This is a genomic window from Streptomyces sp. yr375 (genome assembly GCF_900110755.1).
Lineage (GTDB): Bacteria > Actinomycetota > Actinomycetes > Streptomycetales > Streptomycetaceae > Streptomyces.
On sequence record NZ_FOFF01000019.1, the window covers coordinates 1 to 19,582 of the forward strand.

At 68.4% G+C, this 19,582-nt stretch carries 13 protein-coding genes and 1 pseudogene; 6 read left to right on the top strand and 8 right to left on the bottom strand.

Annotated elements, in window-relative coordinates; translation table 11 throughout:
• A partial coding sequence (locus tag BMZ82_RS19840; protein ID WP_177244565.1) for a transposase occupies positions 1-320 on the top strand: 320 nt, incomplete at its 5' end.
• 161 nt (positions 321-481) lie between these two features.
• Here BMZ82_RS19840 and BMZ82_RS19845 read toward each other — a convergent pair.
• Positions 482-829, bottom strand: coding sequence for a hypothetical protein (locus BMZ82_RS19845; protein ID WP_143098879.1), 348 nt, complete (start codon positions 827-829; stop codon positions 482-484).
• 189 nt (positions 830-1,018) lie between these two features.
• On the opposite strand from BMZ82_RS19845, the gene BMZ82_RS19850 reads away from it, so the two are divergent.
• Positions 1,019-1,273: a transposase gene (locus BMZ82_RS19850; protein ID WP_371271268.1), complete on the top strand. Its 255-nt coding sequence runs from the start codon at positions 1,019-1,021 to the stop codon at positions 1,271-1,273.
• Between the two features lie 146 nt (positions 1,274-1,419).
• Here the strand turns inward: BMZ82_RS19850 and BMZ82_RS19855 are convergent, their stop codons facing one another.
• Entirely contained in the window at positions 1,420-1,605 is a 186-nt protein-coding gene (locus BMZ82_RS19855) for a DUF397 domain-containing protein (RefSeq protein WP_093777583.1), read from the bottom strand.
• Positions 1,606-1,616: 11 nt separating this feature from the next.
• Positions 1,617-2,468 (bottom strand): helix-turn-helix domain-containing protein, encoded by an 852-nt coding sequence (locus tag BMZ82_RS19860; RefSeq protein WP_093777585.1) that lies wholly within the window; start codon positions 2,466-2,468, stop codon positions 1,617-1,619.
• A 327-nt stretch (positions 2,469-2,795) separates the two neighbouring features.
• On the opposite strand from BMZ82_RS19860, the gene BMZ82_RS19865 reads away from it, so the two are divergent.
• The 3 genes from BMZ82_RS19865 to BMZ82_RS41910 all read left to right on the top strand — a co-directional run bounded on the left by BMZ82_RS19865 (position 2,796) and on the right by BMZ82_RS41910 (position 14,575).
• Positions 2,796-3,188, top strand: coding sequence for an ATP-binding protein (locus BMZ82_RS19865; protein ID WP_371271269.1), 393 nt, complete (start codon positions 2,796-2,798; stop codon positions 3,186-3,188).
• A 384-nt stretch (positions 3,189-3,572) separates the two neighbouring features.
• Entirely contained in the window at positions 3,573-14,045 is a 10,473-nt protein-coding gene (locus BMZ82_RS19870; protein ID WP_093777589.1) for a LamG-like jellyroll fold domain-containing protein, read from the top strand.
• Entirely contained in the window at positions 14,027-14,575 is a 549-nt protein-coding gene (locus BMZ82_RS41910) for an SMI1/KNR4 family protein (protein ID WP_256252008.1), read from the top strand. The genes BMZ82_RS19870 and BMZ82_RS41910 overlap by 19 nt, the downstream gene beginning before the upstream one ends.
• Positions 14,576-14,767: 192 nt before the next feature.
• On the opposite strand, the gene BMZ82_RS19880 is transcribed toward BMZ82_RS41910, so the two are convergent.
• Positions 14,768-14,962, bottom strand: a complete 195-nt coding sequence (locus tag BMZ82_RS19880) for a hypothetical protein (protein ID WP_093777591.1) — start codon at positions 14,960-14,962, stop codon at positions 14,768-14,770.
• 97 nt (positions 14,963-15,059) lie between these two features.
• Here BMZ82_RS19880 and BMZ82_RS19885 point away from each other — a divergent pair, with 97 nt between their 5' ends.
• On the top strand, positions 15,060-15,659 hold the full coding sequence (locus BMZ82_RS19885) for an SMI1/KNR4 family protein (protein ID WP_093777593.1): 600 nt from the start codon (positions 15,060-15,062) through the stop codon (positions 15,657-15,659).
• Between the two features lie 734 nt (positions 15,660-16,393).
• Here the strand turns inward: BMZ82_RS19885 and BMZ82_RS19895 are convergent.
• The 4 genes and pseudogenes from BMZ82_RS19895 to BMZ82_RS19910 form a co-directional block, all read right to left on the bottom strand.
• Positions 16,394-16,591, bottom strand: a complete 198-nt coding sequence (locus BMZ82_RS19895) for a DUF397 domain-containing protein (RefSeq protein ID WP_093777595.1) — start codon at positions 16,589-16,591, stop codon at positions 16,394-16,396.
• A gap of 11 nt (positions 16,592-16,602) precedes the next feature.
• Positions 16,603-16,980, bottom strand: a pseudogene (locus BMZ82_RS19900) (DUF5753 domain-containing protein); the annotation flags it as partial.
• A gap of 77 nt (positions 16,981-17,057) precedes the next feature.
• On the bottom strand, positions 17,058-17,576 hold the full coding sequence (locus tag BMZ82_RS19905; protein ID WP_093777597.1) for a DUF1990 domain-containing protein: 519 nt from the start codon (positions 17,574-17,576) through the stop codon (positions 17,058-17,060).
• 82 nt (positions 17,577-17,658) lie between these two features.
• Positions 17,659-19,323 carry a M4 family metallopeptidase gene (locus BMZ82_RS19910; RefSeq protein ID WP_093777599.1) on the bottom strand — a complete coding sequence of 555 codons (1,665 nt, stop codon included), beginning with the start codon at positions 19,321-19,323 and terminating at the stop codon, positions 17,659-17,661.
• Positions 19,324-19,582 lie beyond the last annotated feature (259 nt).

Below are 19,582 nucleotides of genomic sequence, written 5' to 3' on the forward strand. Positions count from 1 at the left end.
ACCTGGTCCTGGACAACTACGCCACCCACAAGACCGAGCCGGTCAAGAAGTGGCTGCTTCGCCACCCCCGCTTCCACCTGCACTTCACCCCCACCTCGGCGTCCTGGCTCAACCTCGTCGAGCGCTGGTTCGCCGAACTGACCTGCCGCAAACTCCGCCGCTCGGCCCACCGCAGCGTGGTCGAACTCGAACGCGACATCCGCGGCTGGATCAACGAGTGGAACAAGAACCCCAAGCCGTTCGTCTGGACGAAGACCGCCGACGACATCCTCGACACCCTCGCCGCATACTGCACACGAATTAACGACTCAGGACACTAGCTGCGATCCAGCACTTTGACCGCATGGCAACCTCTTAGACCATGTAGGACACGGTCTAAATCGCTGGTAGTCAGCTCCGTTGATAAACGCGGTGGTGCCCGGTTGACTGTGACCGTCGCCATCGACTCCATGGTCAACCGGGTCTACCCGCGAGTTCCCGTTCAGTCATCGATCTTGATCACTTTGTAGGTGAGCTCGTAGTGCGCTTCGTCTTGCAGATCGGTCGTTTGCTCACCTGGCGCGGAATCCCTCGGAATGTCCACCCCCCCAAGCCTGTCATCCGCCCCGAAGGTGGTATCGCCGTAGAGGAAGACACCCATCCAGTCGCCGTGGAACGTGTACCTCTCGTTGATGTCGAAGTAGTTGCCTATGGCCATCGTGACGAAGCCTTCTGGGTCCCCCGGTGGCCACCTCTTCACACCATCGATTTGCATTTTCACGTCATCGGACGCGCCGCCAGCGGTTTGGACGCAGTGAAGTCGCACGATCTTGAGGTCGTATGATGTCATGACCCAACTCCTCATTCTCGGCCACTTCCAGTGGATCCCTGCGGGAAGCAGCATGCAAATGGATCTTCCTTTGCGCCTGCCGCCGAAAGGACTGCCGCGATGCCAGCCCCCTTGGGGTGGCCCGTGCTGGCATGTGAGGATCCGCCTGTGGAGTGTGATGTGTGCGGGCGGTCGATGTGGCGGTGGCCGGTGCCACCGACAGCCTGCGCGGACAAGGGCTATGGCTACCGCCACCTGCGGCAATGGGTGTCGCAGCGAGGCATCCAGCACCGCATCGCGCGCAAGGGAGTCGAGACGGCACAGCGACTGGGCCGACACCGCTGGACCATCGAACGGACCATGGCCTGGCTCGCCGGCTGCCGCAGACTCCACCGCCGTTACGAACGCAAGGCCGAGTACTTCCTCGCCTGCACTCTCATCTACTACCGCAGACTCGCCAAGTGAGATGACTTGTTAGGAGGGGGCAACTCCGGCCGGCACCCTGGGCCGGCTTCGTGGAGTACGCGAAGTCTCTTATCAGGTAGGGATGCTTTACCTGTACCTGGGATGGGCCCCTCTCTCGGGAGGGGCCCTTCTGCTGCGCGCGATGGTCAAGACGTCGGATGACCCTTCAGACCGTTTATCAGCGCTCGCAAGCGGGCCGGTGTCGTCGTGAGGACGGCGTCCGGGTCGTCGCTTTCGCGGAGGTGGAGGGTGCCGGAGGAGGACGCGGCGATGTGGACGCAGTTGGCGGCCTCGGCGCTGTAGGTGGACTTCTGCCAGGTGAGCTCGGGCATGGCGGGGCTCCTCAGAGGTCGCTGGAGATGCGGTGGATGAGGTCTCGGGACTTGGGTTCGGGGAGTGCGCGGGATTCCATGCGGTCCAGTACGGAGCGATAGCGGTCCAACTGGGCTTCTGCGTCGAGGAACTCGCAACCGTGGTCGGTGTCCAGGACCACGGTGTCGAGTTGCGGCACGGGTCCGTCAACAACAGTGATGGGTTGGCCCGAGGCGGGGAAGCCGGTCTGGCCGAAGGGGATCACAAGGACGGTGATCGTGGGCTGTTCACTTGCCTCCAAGAGGTGGTCAAGCTGGGTGCGGGTGATGTCCGGGCCGCCGAAGCCCATGCGCAGGGCTGCCTCGTGAACGATGGCCGTGTAGGGGGTCGGGGTGCCCTCGAACAGTACGGCCTGGCGCTTCACCCGGTACGAGACGCGGTGCTCGATTTCGTACGGGCGCAAGGGCGGGACCGCCTCGCGCATCGTGGCGCGGGCGTGTTCGGACGTCTGTAGAAGTCCAGGCATGTGGACCGTCACGGCCACTCGCAGCGCCGTGGCGTGGTGCTCCAGTTCCGCGAGGTCGAGCAGACCGGACGGGAGGTTGTCCCGGTACTCCTCCCACCAGCCCCGTTTGCGGCCGCCCGTCATCGCGGCCAGGGCGTCGACGTAGGCCTCGTCGGCACAGGTGTAGTTGCGTGCGAGCGTACGGACGCGCTCGGCGCTCACGGCGTAACGCCCCGCTTCGATGTTGCTGATCCGGGCTTGCGGCCCTCCGAGGAGTGCGGCAGCCGCGGTCGAGGTGAGTCCGGCGCGTTCACGGAGCTTGCGCAGCTCGGCTCCGAGGCGCTGTTGGCGCAGGGTCGAGGTGGCGGCGGGTGGCATGGCGGGTGGCTTCTCTTTTCGGCGTGGGCCTTCAGCGTCACCTACACGGGTGATGATTGGTAGATCTTCGCAGATTTAATGGAAGACCTTCCAGTGTGACGCTACGTTGTACAGCGCAGCCGCTCAACACCCCGCACCCATAAGCCGGAAGCGCACCGACCAGGCAATGCCACCGCTCGGCGCGGTCGTGAGCGAGTTGTCCAAGTCCTCTTCCTCTGCCCCTTCCTGTTGTCCCGGAGGTTCTTCATGGTCACCGTAGCCTCGCCCGAGAGTTGGGTGTATGCGCTCCGTCTGCCGCATGACCCGAGAGCGGCACGGGTCGCACGTATGACCGTGCGGGCGGCGCTTGCTGGGCATGGGATGGGTGAAGTGGTCGACGTCGTCGAGTTGTTGACGTCCGAGATGGTCGCCAACGTCTATCTGCACACCGACGGGCCCGCCTCGCTGCGGCTCACCGCGCCGGGGGACGGGCGGCTCAGGGTCGGGGTCTGGGACAGTCATCCGCACATTCCCGCGCCCTTCGCCGTGCCTCCCGGGGATCGGCTTCCGTCCGGCCCGGTTGATGGTGAGGGTGGGCGGGGGCTGTATCTCGTGCAGCAGTATGCGGACTGGTGGGGTGGGTGGCCGCTCGGGGGCGGGCTCCTCGGGCGAGGGGCGGGCAAGTTGTTGTGGTTCGAGGTGGGCGGGCGGCGGGGCGCGGCAACGCCGGTGGTCGCTTAGGGCTGGCGTTCCGTGTGGTGCAGGGCATCTCCGGTCCGCAGGGGGGGAGTGCCCCGGCGGGGTGGCTGCGGGTGGTGGCGGCGGTTCCAGCCGCCCTGGCCGTGGCGGGAGCTGAGAGGTGCGGCGGTCCGCTCGGTCGCGTCCCCGCGAGCGCGGGGCGGCTCCTGTGGCCGTCCGTCCCGCCGCTTGGCGAGTGTCCCGTGTGATGTCGTTTTTGCGGTGGATGTCGCGTGACCATTTTCACTTCATTTGAAGGAACCATGTAAATCTCTTGTATTTTTGTTTGGAGATCCTTTAAAAATTCCCCACTCGTGATCTTTTGGGTGGGGGGATTCCGTGCGTCCGGCACGTCCGTTTGTTCTTGTTGTCGCCTTCGTTCTGGCTGTGCTGGCCGGGACCGAGCAAGTCGCCTTCGCCGTAGGGCAGTCCGTGGCCGTCGGCTCCGGTAAGGCCCCCGGCCAGCGCTGGGGTTCCGCCGCCGGGCGCAGCCATGTCGCGTCCGCGACGGCGACGGACGCCGCCGCGAAGGGCGGGCGCGACCAGGCGCTCGCCGGGCGCGGCGAGCTGCCCGCCGAGTCGGCCGACGGCGTCACGCGGCTGCCCAGCACCGGCCGGATCCCCGCGCCCGGGCCGGTCGTCGAGGTGGCCGCGCCCGTCGCGGCCGAACCTCAGGGCTTCGACGCCCGGCGCAGCGCGGAAGTGGCGGGCGAGCGCGCCGAGCGTGAGCGCACCTACCTCAACCCGGACGGCACCTACACCACCCGCTTCTACACCGACCCGGTCAACTTCCGTGCCACAGATGGCAGTTGGCAGCCCATTGATACGACTCTCGTGCCTCAGGACGCGTCGGGGCCCGCCACCATGAGCGCGGCCGAGGAGGGCTGGGAGACCGGTTCGACCGAGGCGCAGATCGAGTTCGGAGGGACGGCCGACGCCTACCCGGTGGTGCGGATGCAGGTGGACGAGGGCGTCTCGGTCGGCTACGGCGTGGACGACGCCCACCCCGTCGCCGGGCAGGCCGAGGACAGCACCCTCACCTACGAGAACGCGCGCCCCGGCGCGGACGTGGAGCTGATCGCGGGCAGCGACTCGGTCAAGGAGACCTTGGTCCTCAAGGACGCCGCCGCGCCCACCGAGTGGCGCTTCCCGCTGGAGCTGCAAGGCCTCACCGCGCGGCTCGACCCCCAGGGCAACGTGGTGTTCACCGACACCGAGGGCACCGTCCGCGCCTGGACGCCGGTTGGCTGGATGCAGGACTCGAACCTCGCTCCCGATTCCAACGAGGGTGCCGTCTCCTCCGGCGTCACCTACAGCCTGGCCGTCGAGGACGGCCGGCAGGTGTTGGTCGTCACGCTGGACAAGGCGTGGCTGTCCGCGCCCGAGCGGGTCTTCCCGGTGCGCGTCGACCCGTCGGTGAAGTCGGTCGACGCGACCTCCGGCACGTACGTCGAGTACCCGTACAACGCCAACTTCGCCTCGGACACCGTGCTGAAGGTGGGCACGTACGACGGCGGCAGCCACAAGGCCTCGGCGTTCCTGCGCTTCGCCGGGCTCGAGACCTCCCTGAAGAACGCCTGGGTGGTCAGTGCCAACCTCGCGCTCTACAACACCTGGTCGCAGTCGTGCGCCGCCCGGCCGGTGACCGTGCACCCGATCACCTCGAACTGGGCGGAGTCCACGACGTCGAAGTGGCCGGGGCCGTCCACGGGCGCCTCGCTCGTGTCGAAGAGCTTCGCGCACGGCTGGCGGCCCGAAGGGACCACGACCTGGTCGTGCGGACCGGCCTGGGAGACCATCAAGCTCGGCGCGGCCGGCCGCAAACTGGTCGACGACTGGACGCACGCCCGCAAGACGAACTACGGCCTCGCGGTGAAGGCGTCGGCCACCGACTCCAAGAGCTGGAAGCAGTTCGGCTCCGACGACTACCCGAGTGGCAAGCCCAGCCTGGACGTCACGTGGACCAAGTACGGCGCCACGTACGGGCTCGGTGACTTCACCGCGCCGGTCACCGCCACCACCGAGGGCGTCGAGAAGATCACCGTCACCAACCAGGGGCAGGCGACCTGGCCCGCAGGCGGCGCCTACAAGCTGCGGTACAACCTGTTCGACGCGGCCGGCACCGAGATCACGGACAGCGCGAAGATCCGCTGGACGGCGATGCCGCAGGCGATCTCGCCCGGCGAGACCATCACCCTGGACGCGAAGATCGCCCCGCTGACGCCCGCCACGTACACCGTGCAGTGGACGATGGAGGAGGTCGGCGTCAGCCGTTTCACCGCCGCGGGCGTGCCCGGGGCGGCGGTCAAGCTCTCCGCGGTGAACATCCCGCCGCAGCTCACGGCGGAGTCCCCGGGCAGCGGCACCGCCGTGAACACCCTCACGCCGACCCTGTGGGCGAAGGGCACCGACGCGGACCGGTATCCGAAGGCCGCCCTCCAGTACTCGTTCGAGGTCTGCGAGGTCGAGGGCAGCAACCTGCGCAAGAACTGCAAGGCCGGCACGCGCAGCAACGAACAGCAGTGGGCGGTGCCGTCCGGCTGGCTGTCCTGGAGCAAGACGTACGCCTGGTACGGGTACGCCTACGACGGCTCCGCCACCTCCATACGCCCCGGCGCGGCCCTGCTGACCACGCATGTTCCGCAGCCCGCCGTGACCAGCCACCTCGGCGGCGCCGACGAGGGCAAGGAGATCGGCACCCGCGAGGGCAACCACGTCACCGCCGCGACCGACGCCGCGCTGACCACCGTGGGCCCCGAGCTGTCCCTGACCCGCACCTACAACTCGCTGGACCCGCGCACCGGCGGGGCGTTCGGCACCGGCTGGTCCACCCGCTGGGACATGCAACTGCGCGAGGAGACGGCCACGTCGTCGGTCCTCGTCACCCTGTCCGACGGCTCGCAGGTGAGGTTCGGCAAGAACGCCGACGGCACCTACACCGGCCCGTCCGGCGGCTCGCTCACGCTGGCCCGCCAATCCACCGACTGGGTCCTGCGGGAACGTTCCGGCGCCACCCACCGCTTCCTGGCGAGCGGCGTCCTCACCAGGATCACCGACGTGGCGGGCCGCGGCCAGACCATCACGCACGCGACGGCGACCGGCGGCCCGGTGCAGAAGGTGACCGACGACCTGTCGGGCCGCTCCCTGTCGTTCGGCTGGACCGGCGGGCACGTCACCGCCGTCACCACCAGCGCCATCGACGCGAACACACCCGGCCTGACCTGGACGTACGCCTACACCGGCGACCAGTTGACGCGGGTCTGCCCGCCGACGTCGACGACCAAGTGCACGGCGTACGCGTACGCCACCGGCTCCGTCTACCGCAGCGGTGTGCTGGACTCGGCGCCCACCTCCTACTGGCGGCTCGGCGAGGCCGAGGGCTCGGTGGCGGCGAGCGAGGCCGTCTCGCGCACCGGCCTGAACGACGCCGTGCACCGGGACACCGAACTCGGCGCGGACTCGGCGATCGCGGGCACCGCGGACACCTCCGCGGGCTTCGACGGCGTCGACTCGGTCGTCGAACTGCCGGCGGACACACTGAAGACGTCCGCCTTCCCGACCATCGAGGTGTGGTTCAAGACCACCACGGCGGCCGGTGTCCTCGTCGGCTTCCAGAACGCCGACGTGGGCGAGAAGCCCACCACCGCGCTGCCGGTGCTGAACGTCGACGGCGCGGGCAAGCTGCGCGGGCGGTTCTACCTGTCCGGCGGGGCCTCCGCGGTCCCCATCACCTCGCCGCAGGCGGTCACCGACGGCGCCTGGCACCACGCGGTGCTGACGGCCGCCGCCAACACCCAGAGCCTCTACCTGGACGGCGTGAAACTCGGCTCCATCAGCGGAGTCATCGCCGAACAGTCCCGCGAGTACGCCTTCCTCGGCGCCGGCTACGCCAACGGCGGCTGGATGGACATGGCGGCGGCCTGGTACCCGTTCACCGGCCAGATGGACGAAGTCGCCTTCTACGACCACACCCTGGACCCCGCGACCGTCGCCGAGCACTACGCCGCCCGGGCCCCGGTCGGCCAGATGACGAAGGTCACGCTGCCCTCCGGCCGGGTGCACGCCACCGCGGCGTACGACTCCGTCAGCGGCCGGCTCACCGAGCACACCGACGCCAACGGCGGCACCTGGAAGGTGTCGGCGCCCGCCTACTCCACCTCGTCCTCGTCGTACGCGGACACCGTCCAGCGCAGCGGCCCCACCGGCTACTGGCGGCTGGGCGAGCGCGGCGGCGCCGAAGCCGTCAGCCCGCTCGGCGAGGACCTCGCCGGCAGCTACCTGGACGGCACGCACCCGGGCAGCGCGGGCGTCTTCGCCGACGGCGACGACACCGCGGCGGGCTTCACCGGCGACGGCGCGGTCGAGCTGCCGGTCGAATCGCTGGGCACCAACCCGGCGATGTCCCTCGAACTGTGGTTCAAGACGGCCGGCCCCGGTGTGCTGGTCGCCAACCAGGACGCCGACTTCGGCGACACCCCGACAAACTGGCGGCCCATGCTGCTGATCGACTCCGCGGGCAAGCTGCGCGGCCGGCTCTCCGGCACCGGCAGCAGCCTGCTGTCCAAGGACGCCCTCACCGACGACACCTGGCACCACGTCCTGCTCACCGGCAACGCGGGCATGCAGGCACTGTTCGTCGACGGCGACCTCCAGGGCACCACGGCCACCGGCGTCGCCGCGGACCGCTACGCCCATGTGTTCCTCGGCGGCGGCTACGCGTCGAGCGGCTGGGACGGCCAGGCCGCGGGCTACCGCACCTTCACCGGGCAGATCGACGAGGTCGCCTTCTACGACAAGCCCCTCGTGACGTTCACGCAGACCGCGGGCGTGTGGAAGTACGTCCCGGTGGCCGCGGGCCAGACCGACGCCCCCAACCAGCACATCCAGGCCCGCCGCAGCCTGGTCGCCGGGCGCGGTGACCAGTACGACGGCGTCGCCCTCGCCGACGCCCCGGCCGCCTACTGGCGGCTCGGCGAGGACGCGGGCACCGCGCTGGGCAGCGAGGTCGGCGGCCCCGGCATGAACGCGACCTTCCGCCCCGACACCGGCGCCGTCTCGAAGCTCGACCAGACCGGCGTGTTCGGCGCGGGCGACGACCGGGCCGTGAAGCTCGGCGGCGGAGCCGTGCAGCTCCCCGCGTCGACACTGGCCGGCACCACCGACCTGACCGCGGAGCTGTGGTTCCGCACCACCACCGCCTCGGGCGTCCTGCTCGCCTTCCAGAACGCGGCCGTCGGCCAGACCCCGACCTCCGCACTCCCGGTCCTGAACGTCGACGGAGCGGGCAAGCTGCGCGGCCGCTTCTACCTGGTCGGCGGCGCGTCCGCCACCCCCGTCACCTCGCCCGGCGCGGTCACCGACGGCGCCTGGCACCACGTGGTGCTGACGTCGGCGAGCACCACCCAGAGCCTCTACCTGGACGGCGTGCCGCTCGGCTCGATCACCGGCGCCGTCGCCGACCAGACCCGCAGCCACGCCTACCTCGGCGCCGGCTACGCCAACGGCGGCTGGATGGACCTGCCCGCCGCCACCTACTACTTCAACGGCCAGCTCGACGAAGCAGCCCTGTACCGGGGCGCGTTGACGGCCGACCAGGTCTCCGCCCACTACCGGGCCCAGGCCGAGGCCGCCGACTCGGGCCTGACCTCCACCGTGCGGGTCACCGACCCGCAGCAGCACACCGGCGCCACCAGCTACGACGCCCTGCGCGGCCAGCGCGTCGTCGCGGCGAAGGACGCCACCGGCGCGGTCACCTCGTACGCCTACGACACGGCCGGCAACCTCCACACTGTCACCGACCCCAACGGCCACGCCACCGTCACCGGTCACGACGCGCGCGGCAACGTGGTGTCGAGCACGACCTGCCGGGACGCCGACTCGTGCTGGACGAGCTTCGCCTCGTACCACCTCACCGCGGGCGACCCGCTCGACCCGCGCAACGACAAGCCGCTGACCCGCAGCGACCAGCGTTCCACCGACCACAAGGACACCCGCTACCGCACCCAGTACGCCTACAACGCGCTGGGCCTGCCCACCACCACGACCCGCCCGGACGCCTCCGCCGCCGTCACGACCTACACCGCGGGTACCGAGGCCGCGGTCGGCGGTGGCACCGCCCCGGCCGGCCTGGTCCTGACGCAGACGACACCGGGCGGCGCCAAGACGTCGTACCGCTACTACGCGGGCGGCGACCTGGCCGAGGTCACGTCACCGTCCGAGCTGGTGACGTCGTACACGTACGACGGACTCGGCCGCAAGACGGCCGAGAAGCAGGTCTCCGACACCTTCCCGGCCGGCGTGAGCACCTCCTACGCCTACGACGCGGCCTCGCACCTAGTCACCGAGACCGGCGCCGGCGTGCGCAACGAGATCACCGGCAGCACGCACACCGCCGTGATCAGCCGCGCCTACGACGAGGACGGCAACCTGCTGTCGGAGTCGACGAAGGACACCACCGGCGGCGACGCCGAGCGGACCACCGTCTACACCTACGACGCCCACGGCCTCAACGACAGCGCCACGGACGCCGAGCAGAACATCACCCGCTACGAGTACGACGAGCTCGGCCGGGCAGTCGGCACGACCGACGCGGCGGGCACCCACCTCACATACACCTACACGGCCCGCGGCCAGCACGCCACGACGATCCTGGACGACTGGACCGGCGACCCGTCCGGCACCACCCGCGACCTGACCGTGGCGTCGAACGCCTACGACCCGGCCGGCCGGCTCGCCGCCACGACCGACGCGATGGGCGCGACGACCGCGTACACCTACTACGACGACGGCCTCGCGGCCACCACCACGGCCCAGCAGGTCACCCAGGCCGACGGCACCCGGCACGACATCGTGCTGGAGTCCGACACCTACGACCCGGCGGGCAACCTCACCCAGCAGGTCACCGGCGGCGGCGCGACCACCCAGATCTTCACCGTGGACGCGCTCGGCCGAACCCTGACGAGCGTGCTCGACCCGTCCGGCCTCAGCCGCACCGCCACCTACACCTACGACGCCGACGACCAGGTCAAGGAACAGACGCAGACCATCTCGGGGACGAAGAAGCTGACCACGACGTCCGAGTACGACGCGGCCGGCAACGTCACCAGGCAGACCGTCACCGACGGCACCAGCACCCACGTCACCACCGGCACCTACGACGACCGCGGCCTGCCGCTGACGGCGGTCAGCCCCCGCGGCAACGTCACGGGCGCCGATCCGGCCGCCCACACCACCGCCTACCGCTACGACGCGCTGGGCCGCCCGGTGCAGCAGACCGCGCCGGCCGTCCAGGCCGAGGAGAACGGCGACGCGTCCGTCACCCTCAAGCCGACCACGCTGACCGGCTACAACGCCTTCGGCGAGGCCACCGACGCCAAGGACCCCCGCGGCAACATCACCCGCACCGAGGTCGACCGCCTCGGCCGCGCCACCGCCGTGACCCTGCCCGACTACACCCCGCCGGGCGCCACGACCGCCCTGACGGCGACCGCCCGCACCACGTACACGCCGCTCGGCCTGCCGCGGACGGAGACGGACCCCCTGGGCCGCGTCACCCGCTACGCCTACGACCAGTTCGGTCAGTTGACGGCCCAGACGGACCCGGTGCCCGACGCCGCCACGGCGGTGGCGGCGGAGACCGACCCGGACCTGCTCAACCCCGCGAGCGCGGACGGCGGCGGGGTCACCCGCTCCACCTGGACCCCGACAGGTCTCCAGCTCTCCGTCACCGACCCGATGGGCGCCCGCACCGAGGCCACGTACGACGAACTGGGCAGGCAGCTCACGGCGACCACCGTCGAACGCCGCCCCAGCACCGTCAACCTCGTCTCCCGCTACACCTGGGACGACGCGAGCAACCAGACCGCGGCCACGACACCGGCCGGCATCGCCACGACGAGCACGTACAACGCGGCCGGTGAGCCGAAGACGCTGACGGACCTCGCCGGAACGACCAGGTTCGACTACGACGGCCTGGGCCGACAGACGGAGACGACGGACGCGACCAACCGCCGCGTCACCACCGCGTACGACGCCCTCGGCGACGTCACGGCCGACACCGACCACGGCACCGGCACCACCGCCCTGCGCACGGCGACCGCCGAGTACGACGCGGAGGGCAACCGCACGGCGGCGACCGCCGCCGGGAGCAAGGCCCGCTCCACGTACGGGTACGACGCCCTGGGCCGCCTGACGACCCAGACCGAACCGGTCACCGCGACGACGTCGATCACGACGTCACTCGGCCACGACGCCGCGGGCAACCTCACCCGCCTGACGGACGGACGCGGCAACAAGACCGTCTACACCTTCAGCACCTGGGGCCAGCCGGAATCCACGATCGAACCGGCCACGACCACCCACCCGAACGCGGCCGACCGCACCTGGACGACCGTCTACGACAAGGCCGGCCAGGCGGTGGCGGAACTGCTGCCCGGCGGCGTCGAGCGCGAGCGCACGTACGACGGCCTGGGCCGCCTGACCAGGGAGACGGGCACGGGCGCGGAGGCTTCGACGGCGACCCGCACCCTGGAGTACGACCTGACCGGCCGGCTGACGGCGATCGGCACGGCGGACGGCCTGACCCGCGACACCTACACCTACAACGACCGGGGCGCGCTGCTGACCGCTGAAGGCCCCGGCGGCACCTCCGCCTACGCCTACGACGCCGACGGCAGCATGACGCGACGCACCACCACGGCGGGCACCACCGACTACACCTACGACGCCGCAGGCCGCATCGACACCGTCCGGGACTCCATCACCGGCAACAACGTCCTGTACGACTTCGACGCGGCGGGCCGCCCGAGCATCGAGCAGTACGCCACCAGCCAGACGGGTGCCGCGCCGTACACGGTCACGGCGAAACGCACGTACGGCTACGACGAGTTGGGCCGCCTGAAGACGGACACGGTCGCGTCGGCGGACGCAGCAGTGGGCGTGACTGCAACGACCTACGGCTACGACCTGGACGACAACCTGACGTCCAAGACGACGGCGGGCACGGCGGGCGCCGGCACCAACACCTACGCCTACGACTACGCGAACCGCATGACGTCCTGGACGAAGGACGGCACGGCGACCACGCCGTACGAGTGGGACGCGGCGGGCAACCGCACCAAGTCCGGCACGACGACGGCGACGTTCGACGCCCGCAACCGCCAACTGACGGACGGCACGACGACGTACACGTACACGGCGAGAGGAACTCTCTCCTCGGCCGGCACCGGCACCGGGCCCGCCCGGTCCCTGACCTTCGACGCCTTCGAACGCAAGATCACCGACGGCGCGACGACCTACTCGTACGACTCCCTGGACCGGGTCCAGACCCACGGCTCGACGACCTTCACCTACGACGGAGGCTCCAACAACCTCGCCGGCGACGGCACAACGGACTACAACCGCACTCCCGAAGGCACCCTCCTCTCCCTCTCCACCGGCACCACCAAGCAATGGGCCCTGACCGACCAACACACCGACCTGGTCGCCGGCCTCGCGGCGGACGGCAACTCGGTGAGCGGCTCGACGTCGTACGACCCCTTCGGCAAGGAAACAGCAACCACCGGCTCGACCCCGGCGGTCGGCTACCAGTCAGGCTGGACGGATCCGACAAGCGGGGACGTCAACATGGCGGCCCGGTGGTACCAGCCGGGGACGGGGAGCTTCGCGTCTCGGGACACTTGGCAGTTGGATCCGATGCCGTCGGCGCAGGCCAATCGCTACACGTACGCCAACGGAGGACCGCTCAACGGGACCGATCCGACCGGACACCTACTGCATCCCGACGCCGGAGGCGGTGCAGGGCCGATCTCCCTCACAGGCATTTCGATTTCGCGGAGCTACAGCTTCAACACTCGTACCGTTCCTAAGACCCGTACCGGGCCCGGGGAGGCGCGCCGATACCCTCAGCGGACCCGAAGCCTGCCTGCCAAGCCGGGGCGAGGCTCCCTCTTCTCGACAATCAGCGGCAGCGTCGGCAGCGTCGCAGAGGCATTGCGCAAGCAGTCTGTGCGCTTCTTCGTGCAGTCGGGGCCGGAGGTGGGATGGGCCGGACTGGTCGACACCGGCTACGGCCATGGCTATACGCCTGGCACCGGTACCGGTACGGGCTCCGGTGGCTGCCAGTACGGTTGCGTCGTCGTCCCGCCGACCCCTCCGATCGACCAGAACCCGAATAACGGCCCGAACCCGACGCCGGCAGTGGCGCGTCCGGCGGCTGAGCCGGACTTCGACGACGCCAGGTGGAAACTGGGCGACGCTGTCGGAGCTATCGTCGGCGCGGCAAGGATGCTTGGCCTTGTCGACGACGCGCAGTACGACCCCGAGACCGTGGCGGACGCGGCAGCGGCTCCCGCTAACGGAAGTCCGGGAGGAACCGGCCAGAGGGACGAGCCTTGTTCAAAACCGCGTGACGAGCGATACAAGTACCAGCCACTGCAGAACGGGCTGCCGACAGGAGCAACCGCACTTATATGCCCGGGCGACCTGAAGCCAACGGGCAGTAAGAGGGACGACGGAGCGACAGTCAATGTGGCAGGCTTCCCGGATGGGGACAACATCGGTTCCAACGGAAAGCCCGTTTACAACCGCACACACATCATTGGAGACATGTTCCACGGGGCGTGGAAGAGTGAGAATCTCTTCACAGGATTCGATCGCATGAATAAGAGCGGCATGAAGCGTTGCGAGAACAAGATCGCCAAGCAGCTCCGGGGCTCCAATCCCGTATTGTACTCGGGGCGGCTAAACTATGCTGGGAACAGTGTGATACCTGAGAGCATTCGCATGACCGCATACACCAAGGAAGGGCGGCTGTTCGACGTGACAGTGAAGAACGTTCAGGATTGGCAGGCGACATGCTGAGGGTGTCGGCGCTTGAGAACGCTGTTAGAAGTCTCTCTGCGTATCGGTCTGCCGAGCCACGGGGGGTCGACTTCGGGGAAATTTCTTCCTTGCTTGGCATTGAGCTGCCCAGCGACTTTCGGGAATTGGCAGACAGCTATCCGACACTTGAACTCGATAGCTTCTGGCGTATTCCGCTCCCTGTACCGGGACGTGAACGAGACTTTGTTGGCGGGATCTTCCAGGAGCTGGAAGTGCTGAGGGATCTCCAGGAAGATGACATGGCCGAGGGGTATGTTGCCCACCCGGATCCCGGAGGTCTGATTCCGTGGAGTGAGTCGCTGTCCGGCGACGTTTTCTACTGGCGTGTGACGGGCGGGGATCCCGACGGCTGGCCCGTCGTTGTGAACAGTCGAAATCTAGAATGGTGGGAATTCTCTGGCGGCGCGCTTTCTTTCCTTGTCGGGATTATCGACGGAAGCGTCGAGCGGCGCGGCCTGCCAGGCAACCTACCTGGATCCAATCCTGAGGTCCGCACTTACCCAGGATGACGGCGAGGGCATGCCTGTACTACAGGGGAGTTTCGGAAGCTCGTCGTCTGCGGTGTTCGTAGTGGATGCGGCGTGCGACGGCTTGGTGGGCTCGGTGCCACAGGGACTGGGTGAAGGCGATGGTGTGCGGGATGGTCACGTGCCACAGGGTCTGGTGGAGCGGGCGGCGGATCTCCTCGGCGGTGTAGGCGATCAGGGGCTGGGGGTCGGGTGCGGGGTCAGCGGTGGCCAGGCTATGGCGGGTTCGGCATCGTTGGGTGTGGCTGCCGTGGCGTCGTGGGGCGGGGCGAGGCGGGTGGTGCGGGTGGCGCTGACGGACAGGAACGCGAAGGCGGCGCAGGCCAGGGCGATGTGCCGGTGCCACGGCTCCCACTTGCGGACAGCCACAGGATGCCTGGAGGAATCTCGGAACGGTGACTGACAGTCGCACCGGAGCCCCCGTGCCGACCGGCTCGATGCCGTGATGATGGAGAGGTGAAGATTGATGGCTTGGCTTGACGTGCTGAGGGGCATCATGCCCCCCGGTCCAGGCGCTGGTGACGTCGTCGACTGGGACGTCATCGAAAGTAGCTGGGGGACACGCTTTCCGTCCGACTATAAGGAGTTCGTTTCCGTCTACGGGCAAGGAAGTGTCGGCGATTACCTGGCACTCCTGCTTCCGGAGAGGAATCTCGGTGATGAGTCGCCGGTCGAAGGAATGTCAGCCGAGACTCGAAACGCTCGTCATGCATGTAAGGCTGCACCATCGCACGAGCTGCAACCATCATCGCTCGTGGCTTGGGGAGTGGATGCCAGTGCGGACATTATCTGCTGGTCGATGGCGGGTGGCGACCCTGATGGCTGGTTTATGGCTGTCTGGAATCAGGATGATGCCCGTTGGCGTGAGTATTCATGCGGAATGGTTGAGTTCCTGTGTCGAGTTTTCCGCGCCGACTTCGATGAATGCCCTCTTGGTTCACTGTCGCTTTGGGGAAATGAGTCCCCGAAGTTCGTGCACAGAGATGAGGAGAGGCGTCTACGGGTAGCAGGGATGGACCCTTGGTCCGGTGGGCCCGACCCGTTCGCCGGGATGTTCGGAGAGTGATTCGGATGATTTTCGCCGAAGGTGGATTTAGTGCACCTCGGTGCCGCCGGTTGGGTCCAATTCGTTTACATGCCGCGACCCGGCCCGTAGTGGGGCCGTGTGTGCTCGCCTGGTGACATGGGCAGATGCTCCAGTTCGAGGGGGCCGGCATAGAATGCTGAACTGTTGGGGCCGTCCATGTCCTCACCGGTGAGGTAGCGGTAGAGTCATTCGGCAAATGACATTCCGTGCTCTGTCCACCAGCCGTCTCCGTCGGCAATGATCAAGCGCTCGGCTTTCCCGCCCGGCTCGGCAAGAAAGGCGGTCTCCCCGCGATCGGTGCTCGCGAGATGCCACGGCCCTTTCGGCGTCCCGAAGGTCAGCTCTGGAAGGCCGAATAGTTCGCGAGGGTCCTCGTCCGGGTCGAGGTCAAGGCCGTCCCAGTCGACTCCGGTGAAGGCGCGGATCGTGTCTTGGGTATCTTGGCCGAGGTTCCAGCGCCGGGTCTAAAGGTGTCCGTTGACCTTGATCGGGGCGTACGCGTCGGTGATCTTCTTGTAGTCGGCGGGAAGAGGCCAGCCCAGTTCGCCCTCCAGTTGACACCGGGCGGCGGGGTCGGCGTAACGGTTCTCGGGCGTACCGATCGTGTTGATGGCGGCCTGGAGATAGCTGGAGATAGTCGGTCATGGTGCCTCGTGCGGTGCGAGTCGGAACAGGCCGTGCCCGATCCCGTCCGGGTGGCTGTGCCGGCCGTGTCAGGGGCGTTGGAGCAGTTCCCGATGGTCCTTGAGGCCGCGTATCAAGGCACGCAGGCGAGTCGGTGTCGTCGTGAGGACGACCCCCGGCTCGTCGCTTTCGCGGAGGTGGAGGGTGCCCGTGGGGGAAGCGGCGATGTTGACGCAGTTCGAGCCGTCTCCGCTGTAGGACGACTTCTGCCAGTGGAGAGTCTGCATGGCTGGTTCCTTTACAGGGACTGGATGCGGTGGTGGATGAAGTCGCGTGACTCGGTGGTGGCCAGGGCGCAGGACTCCATGCGGTCCAGTACGGCCCGGTACTTGTCCAACTGCGCTTCTGCGTCGAGGAATTCGCAGCCGCCGTGATGAGTGTCCAACTGGACGGTGTCGAGTTGCGGAACGGGACCCTCGACGTAGTCGAAGGACTGGCCCGTAATCGGGAAGTACTCCGTGCCGAACGGGATCACGCTGACCGTGACATGAGGCAGTTCACTCATGTCGAGCAGGTGTTTCAGTTGGCCGCGCGTGACGACCGGGCCGCCGAAGCCCATGCGTAGAGCCGACTCGTGGATGAACGCCGAGTACGAGGGCGGGGCCTCCCGGTGGAGGGGAAGTTGTTGTGCTTCGAGGTCGGTGGGCGGGGGAAGGTGCTGCGCGCCGCTTGAGGACCGGCCCGGTGGGTCGGTTATGCGTCCTCGCCGCCGCACAGCCCCCGCAACACCACCCCGCACCGTCGCGCGTACGCCTGCTGCAAGCCCCGGGTTGCCGGGCCGCCTGCCCTTGCGTACCACTTCGCGCCGCGGCTGAAGGCTGTCACCGTCAGCCAGACCGTGCCGTCTCCTGTGCGGTGGACGATGAAGGATTCCTCGCCGGATTCGGGGTGGCCGGGGAGGGTGCCGTAGGCCCAGCCTGCGGTGCGGGGTTCGTCTATCGTCCAGATCACGCGGCAGGGGGCCTTTATGAGGCCGGCCAGGGTGACGGTGACGTCCGTGTTCGGGGCCGCGCGTTCTGTCGTCGCCGCTATGCCCACGCCCATGGCGCGGTGCATTTCCCAGGTCATCACCGCTTCCGCCGCGCGGCGGAACAGGTCGTGGCCCTCGCCGAGGCGGGTGCGGACGTGCAGGGGGTGGAAGCCGGGCGGGCAGAAGCCGGGGCGGTCGCGGGTCGCGCCGACGTCGTCGTACGTGAAGTCCTTCGGGGGCATGGGAGCCAAGAGTAGGGCGGCACCCGGGGATGCCTTCGCCCCGGGTGCCGCCCCAGCTCAACTACAGCTCAGTACACAAGAGTTAGCTGACGTTGACGGCCGACCATGCCGCCGCCACCGCCTTGTACTCCGTGCTGGTGGAGCCGTACAGCGCCGAGGCCGCGCTCAGCGTGCCCGTACGCGCCGCCTTGTAGTTCGTCGTCGACGTGAAGTACGTCGTCAGCGCCTTGTACCAGATCTGCAGGGCCTTGTCGCGGCCGATGCCGGTGACCGTGGAGCCGTTGGACGTCGGGGAGTTGTAGCTCACCCCGTTGATCGTCTTGGCGCCGCTGCCCTCCGAGAGGAGGTAGAAGAAGTGGTTCGCGACGCCGGACGAGTAGTGCACGTCCTTGTTGCCGACGCCGGAGGACCAGGAGTCGGCCGAGCCGCCGTCCTTGCTGGGCTTGTCCATGTAGCGCAGCGGGGTGCCGTCGCCGTTGATGTCGATCTTCTCGCCGATGAGGTAGTCGCCGGGGTCGCTGGGGTTGTTCGCGTAGAACTCCACGCCGGTGCCGAAGATGTCCGAGGTGGCCTCGTTCAGGCCGCCGGACTCGCCCGAGTAGTTCAGGCCCGCGGTGTTCGAGGTGACGCCGTGGCTCATCTCGTGACCGGCGACGTCCAGCGAGGTCAGCGGGTGGTTGTTGCCGTCGCCGTCGCCGTACGTCATGCAGAAGCAGCTGTCGTCCCAGAACGCGTTGACGTACGCGTTGCCGTAGTGGACGCGGGAGTAGGCCGCGACGCCGTTGTTCTTGATGCCGCTGCGGCCGAACGTCGACTTGTAGAAGTCCCAGGTGGTCTGCGCGCCGTAGGCGGCGTCGACGGCGGCGGTCTGGTCGGTGGTGGAGCTGGATGCCGCGCCGGTGCCCCACGTGTCGTCCGCGTCGGTGAACAGGGTGCCGGTGGAGGAGGACGTGGAGCGCGCCTTGTTGTACGTCTTGTGGCCGCCGCGCGTGCCGTCCGTCAGGTTGTACGTCGAACCCGACTTGGTCGTGCCGAGCGTGACCGTGCCCGAGTAGAGGCTCTTGCCGGTGCCGGTCTCGATGCCCTGGTACTCGAACAGCTTCTTGCCGGTGGCCGCGTCGGTGATGACGTGGAGCTGGTTCGGGGTGCCGTCGTCCTGGAGGCCGCCGACGACCGTCTCGAACGCGAGGACCGGGGTGCCGTTCGCGGCCCAGATCACCTTGCGGGGGGCCTGGTCGGCGGTGGTGGACGCCGAGCCCGCGGCCTTGGCGGCGGTCAGCGCCTGCTTCTCGACCTTGGCGGGGGCGATCTTCGGGGTCAGCGTGGCGACCTTGATGGTCGCGGTGTTGGCCTTGGTGACGCCCTTGGCCGCGCCGGTGGCGGACTCGTGGACGACGAGGTCGCCGCCGAGGACCGGCAGGCCCGCGTAGGTGCGCTCGTAGCGGGTGTGGACCGTCCCGTCGGCGTCCTTGACGACGTCCTTGACGACCAGCTTCTCCTTGGCGCCGAGGCCTATCGCCTGGGCGGTCTCCGGCGCGTCCGCCTGCTGCTGCTTGATCAGCGTGGTGCGGGCGGCGGCGGACATCTGGACCGGGGCGGCCAGCGGGATGGTCTTGCCGGTCGACTCGGCCGGGCTCTGGGCGGCAGCGCTGCCGGCGGTGAGGCCGGTGGTGACGAGGGCTCCGGCCGCGACGGCGGTGGCGATGGCCAGAGTGGTGTGCTTGTGACGCGCGTAGAGGGAGGACACACAAGCTCCTTGGGTGTGGGGGGTCCGGGCGGCGTGGGGCACCTGCCCGTGACGGGTGTGAAGTTGTGCGGCGGGTGAAGGAAGAGTGACATCAAGGCGCGTACATGTCATGACCCCGAAGTGATGTTGGCTGAAAAGCGACTGTCTGGTGAACGTTGCAGGAATGTAAACGGACTTGACCTGGGTCAACGGCCAACAGGGCATGGGTAAGGCGACGGTAAAAAGGCGACGCCGCCCCGGGGAGTCGAAGCTCCGGGGC

What these genes read in the sequence shown, in the direction of transcription:
- BMZ82_RS19845 (WP_143098879.1), bottom strand. Translation starts at nt 829, where the DNA reads ATGACATCATACGACCTCAAGATCGTGCGACTTCACTGCGTCCAAACC.
- BMZ82_RS19855 (WP_093777583.1), bottom strand. Translation starts at nt 1,605, where the DNA reads ATGCCCGAGCTCACCTGGCAGAAGTCCACCTACAGCGCCGAGGCCGCC.
- BMZ82_RS19860 (WP_093777585.1), bottom strand. Translation starts at nt 2,468, where the DNA reads ATGCCACCCGCCGCCACCTCGACCCTGCGCCAACAGCGCCTCGGAGCC.
- BMZ82_RS19865 (WP_371271269.1), top strand. Translation starts at nt 2,796, where the DNA reads ATGACCGTGCGGGCGGCGCTTGCTGGGCATGGGATGGGTGAAGTGGTC.
- BMZ82_RS19885 (WP_093777593.1), top strand. Translation starts at nt 15,060, where the DNA reads ATGGCTTGGCTTGACGTGCTGAGGGGCATCATGCCCCCCGGTCCAGGC.
- BMZ82_RS19895 (WP_093777595.1), bottom strand. Translation starts at nt 16,591, where the DNA reads ATGCAGACTCTCCACTGGCAGAAGTCGTCCTACAGCGGAGACGGCTCG.
- BMZ82_RS19905 (WP_093777597.1), bottom strand. Translation starts at nt 17,576, where the DNA reads ATGCCCCCGAAGGACTTCACGTACGACGACGTCGGCGCGACCCGCGAC.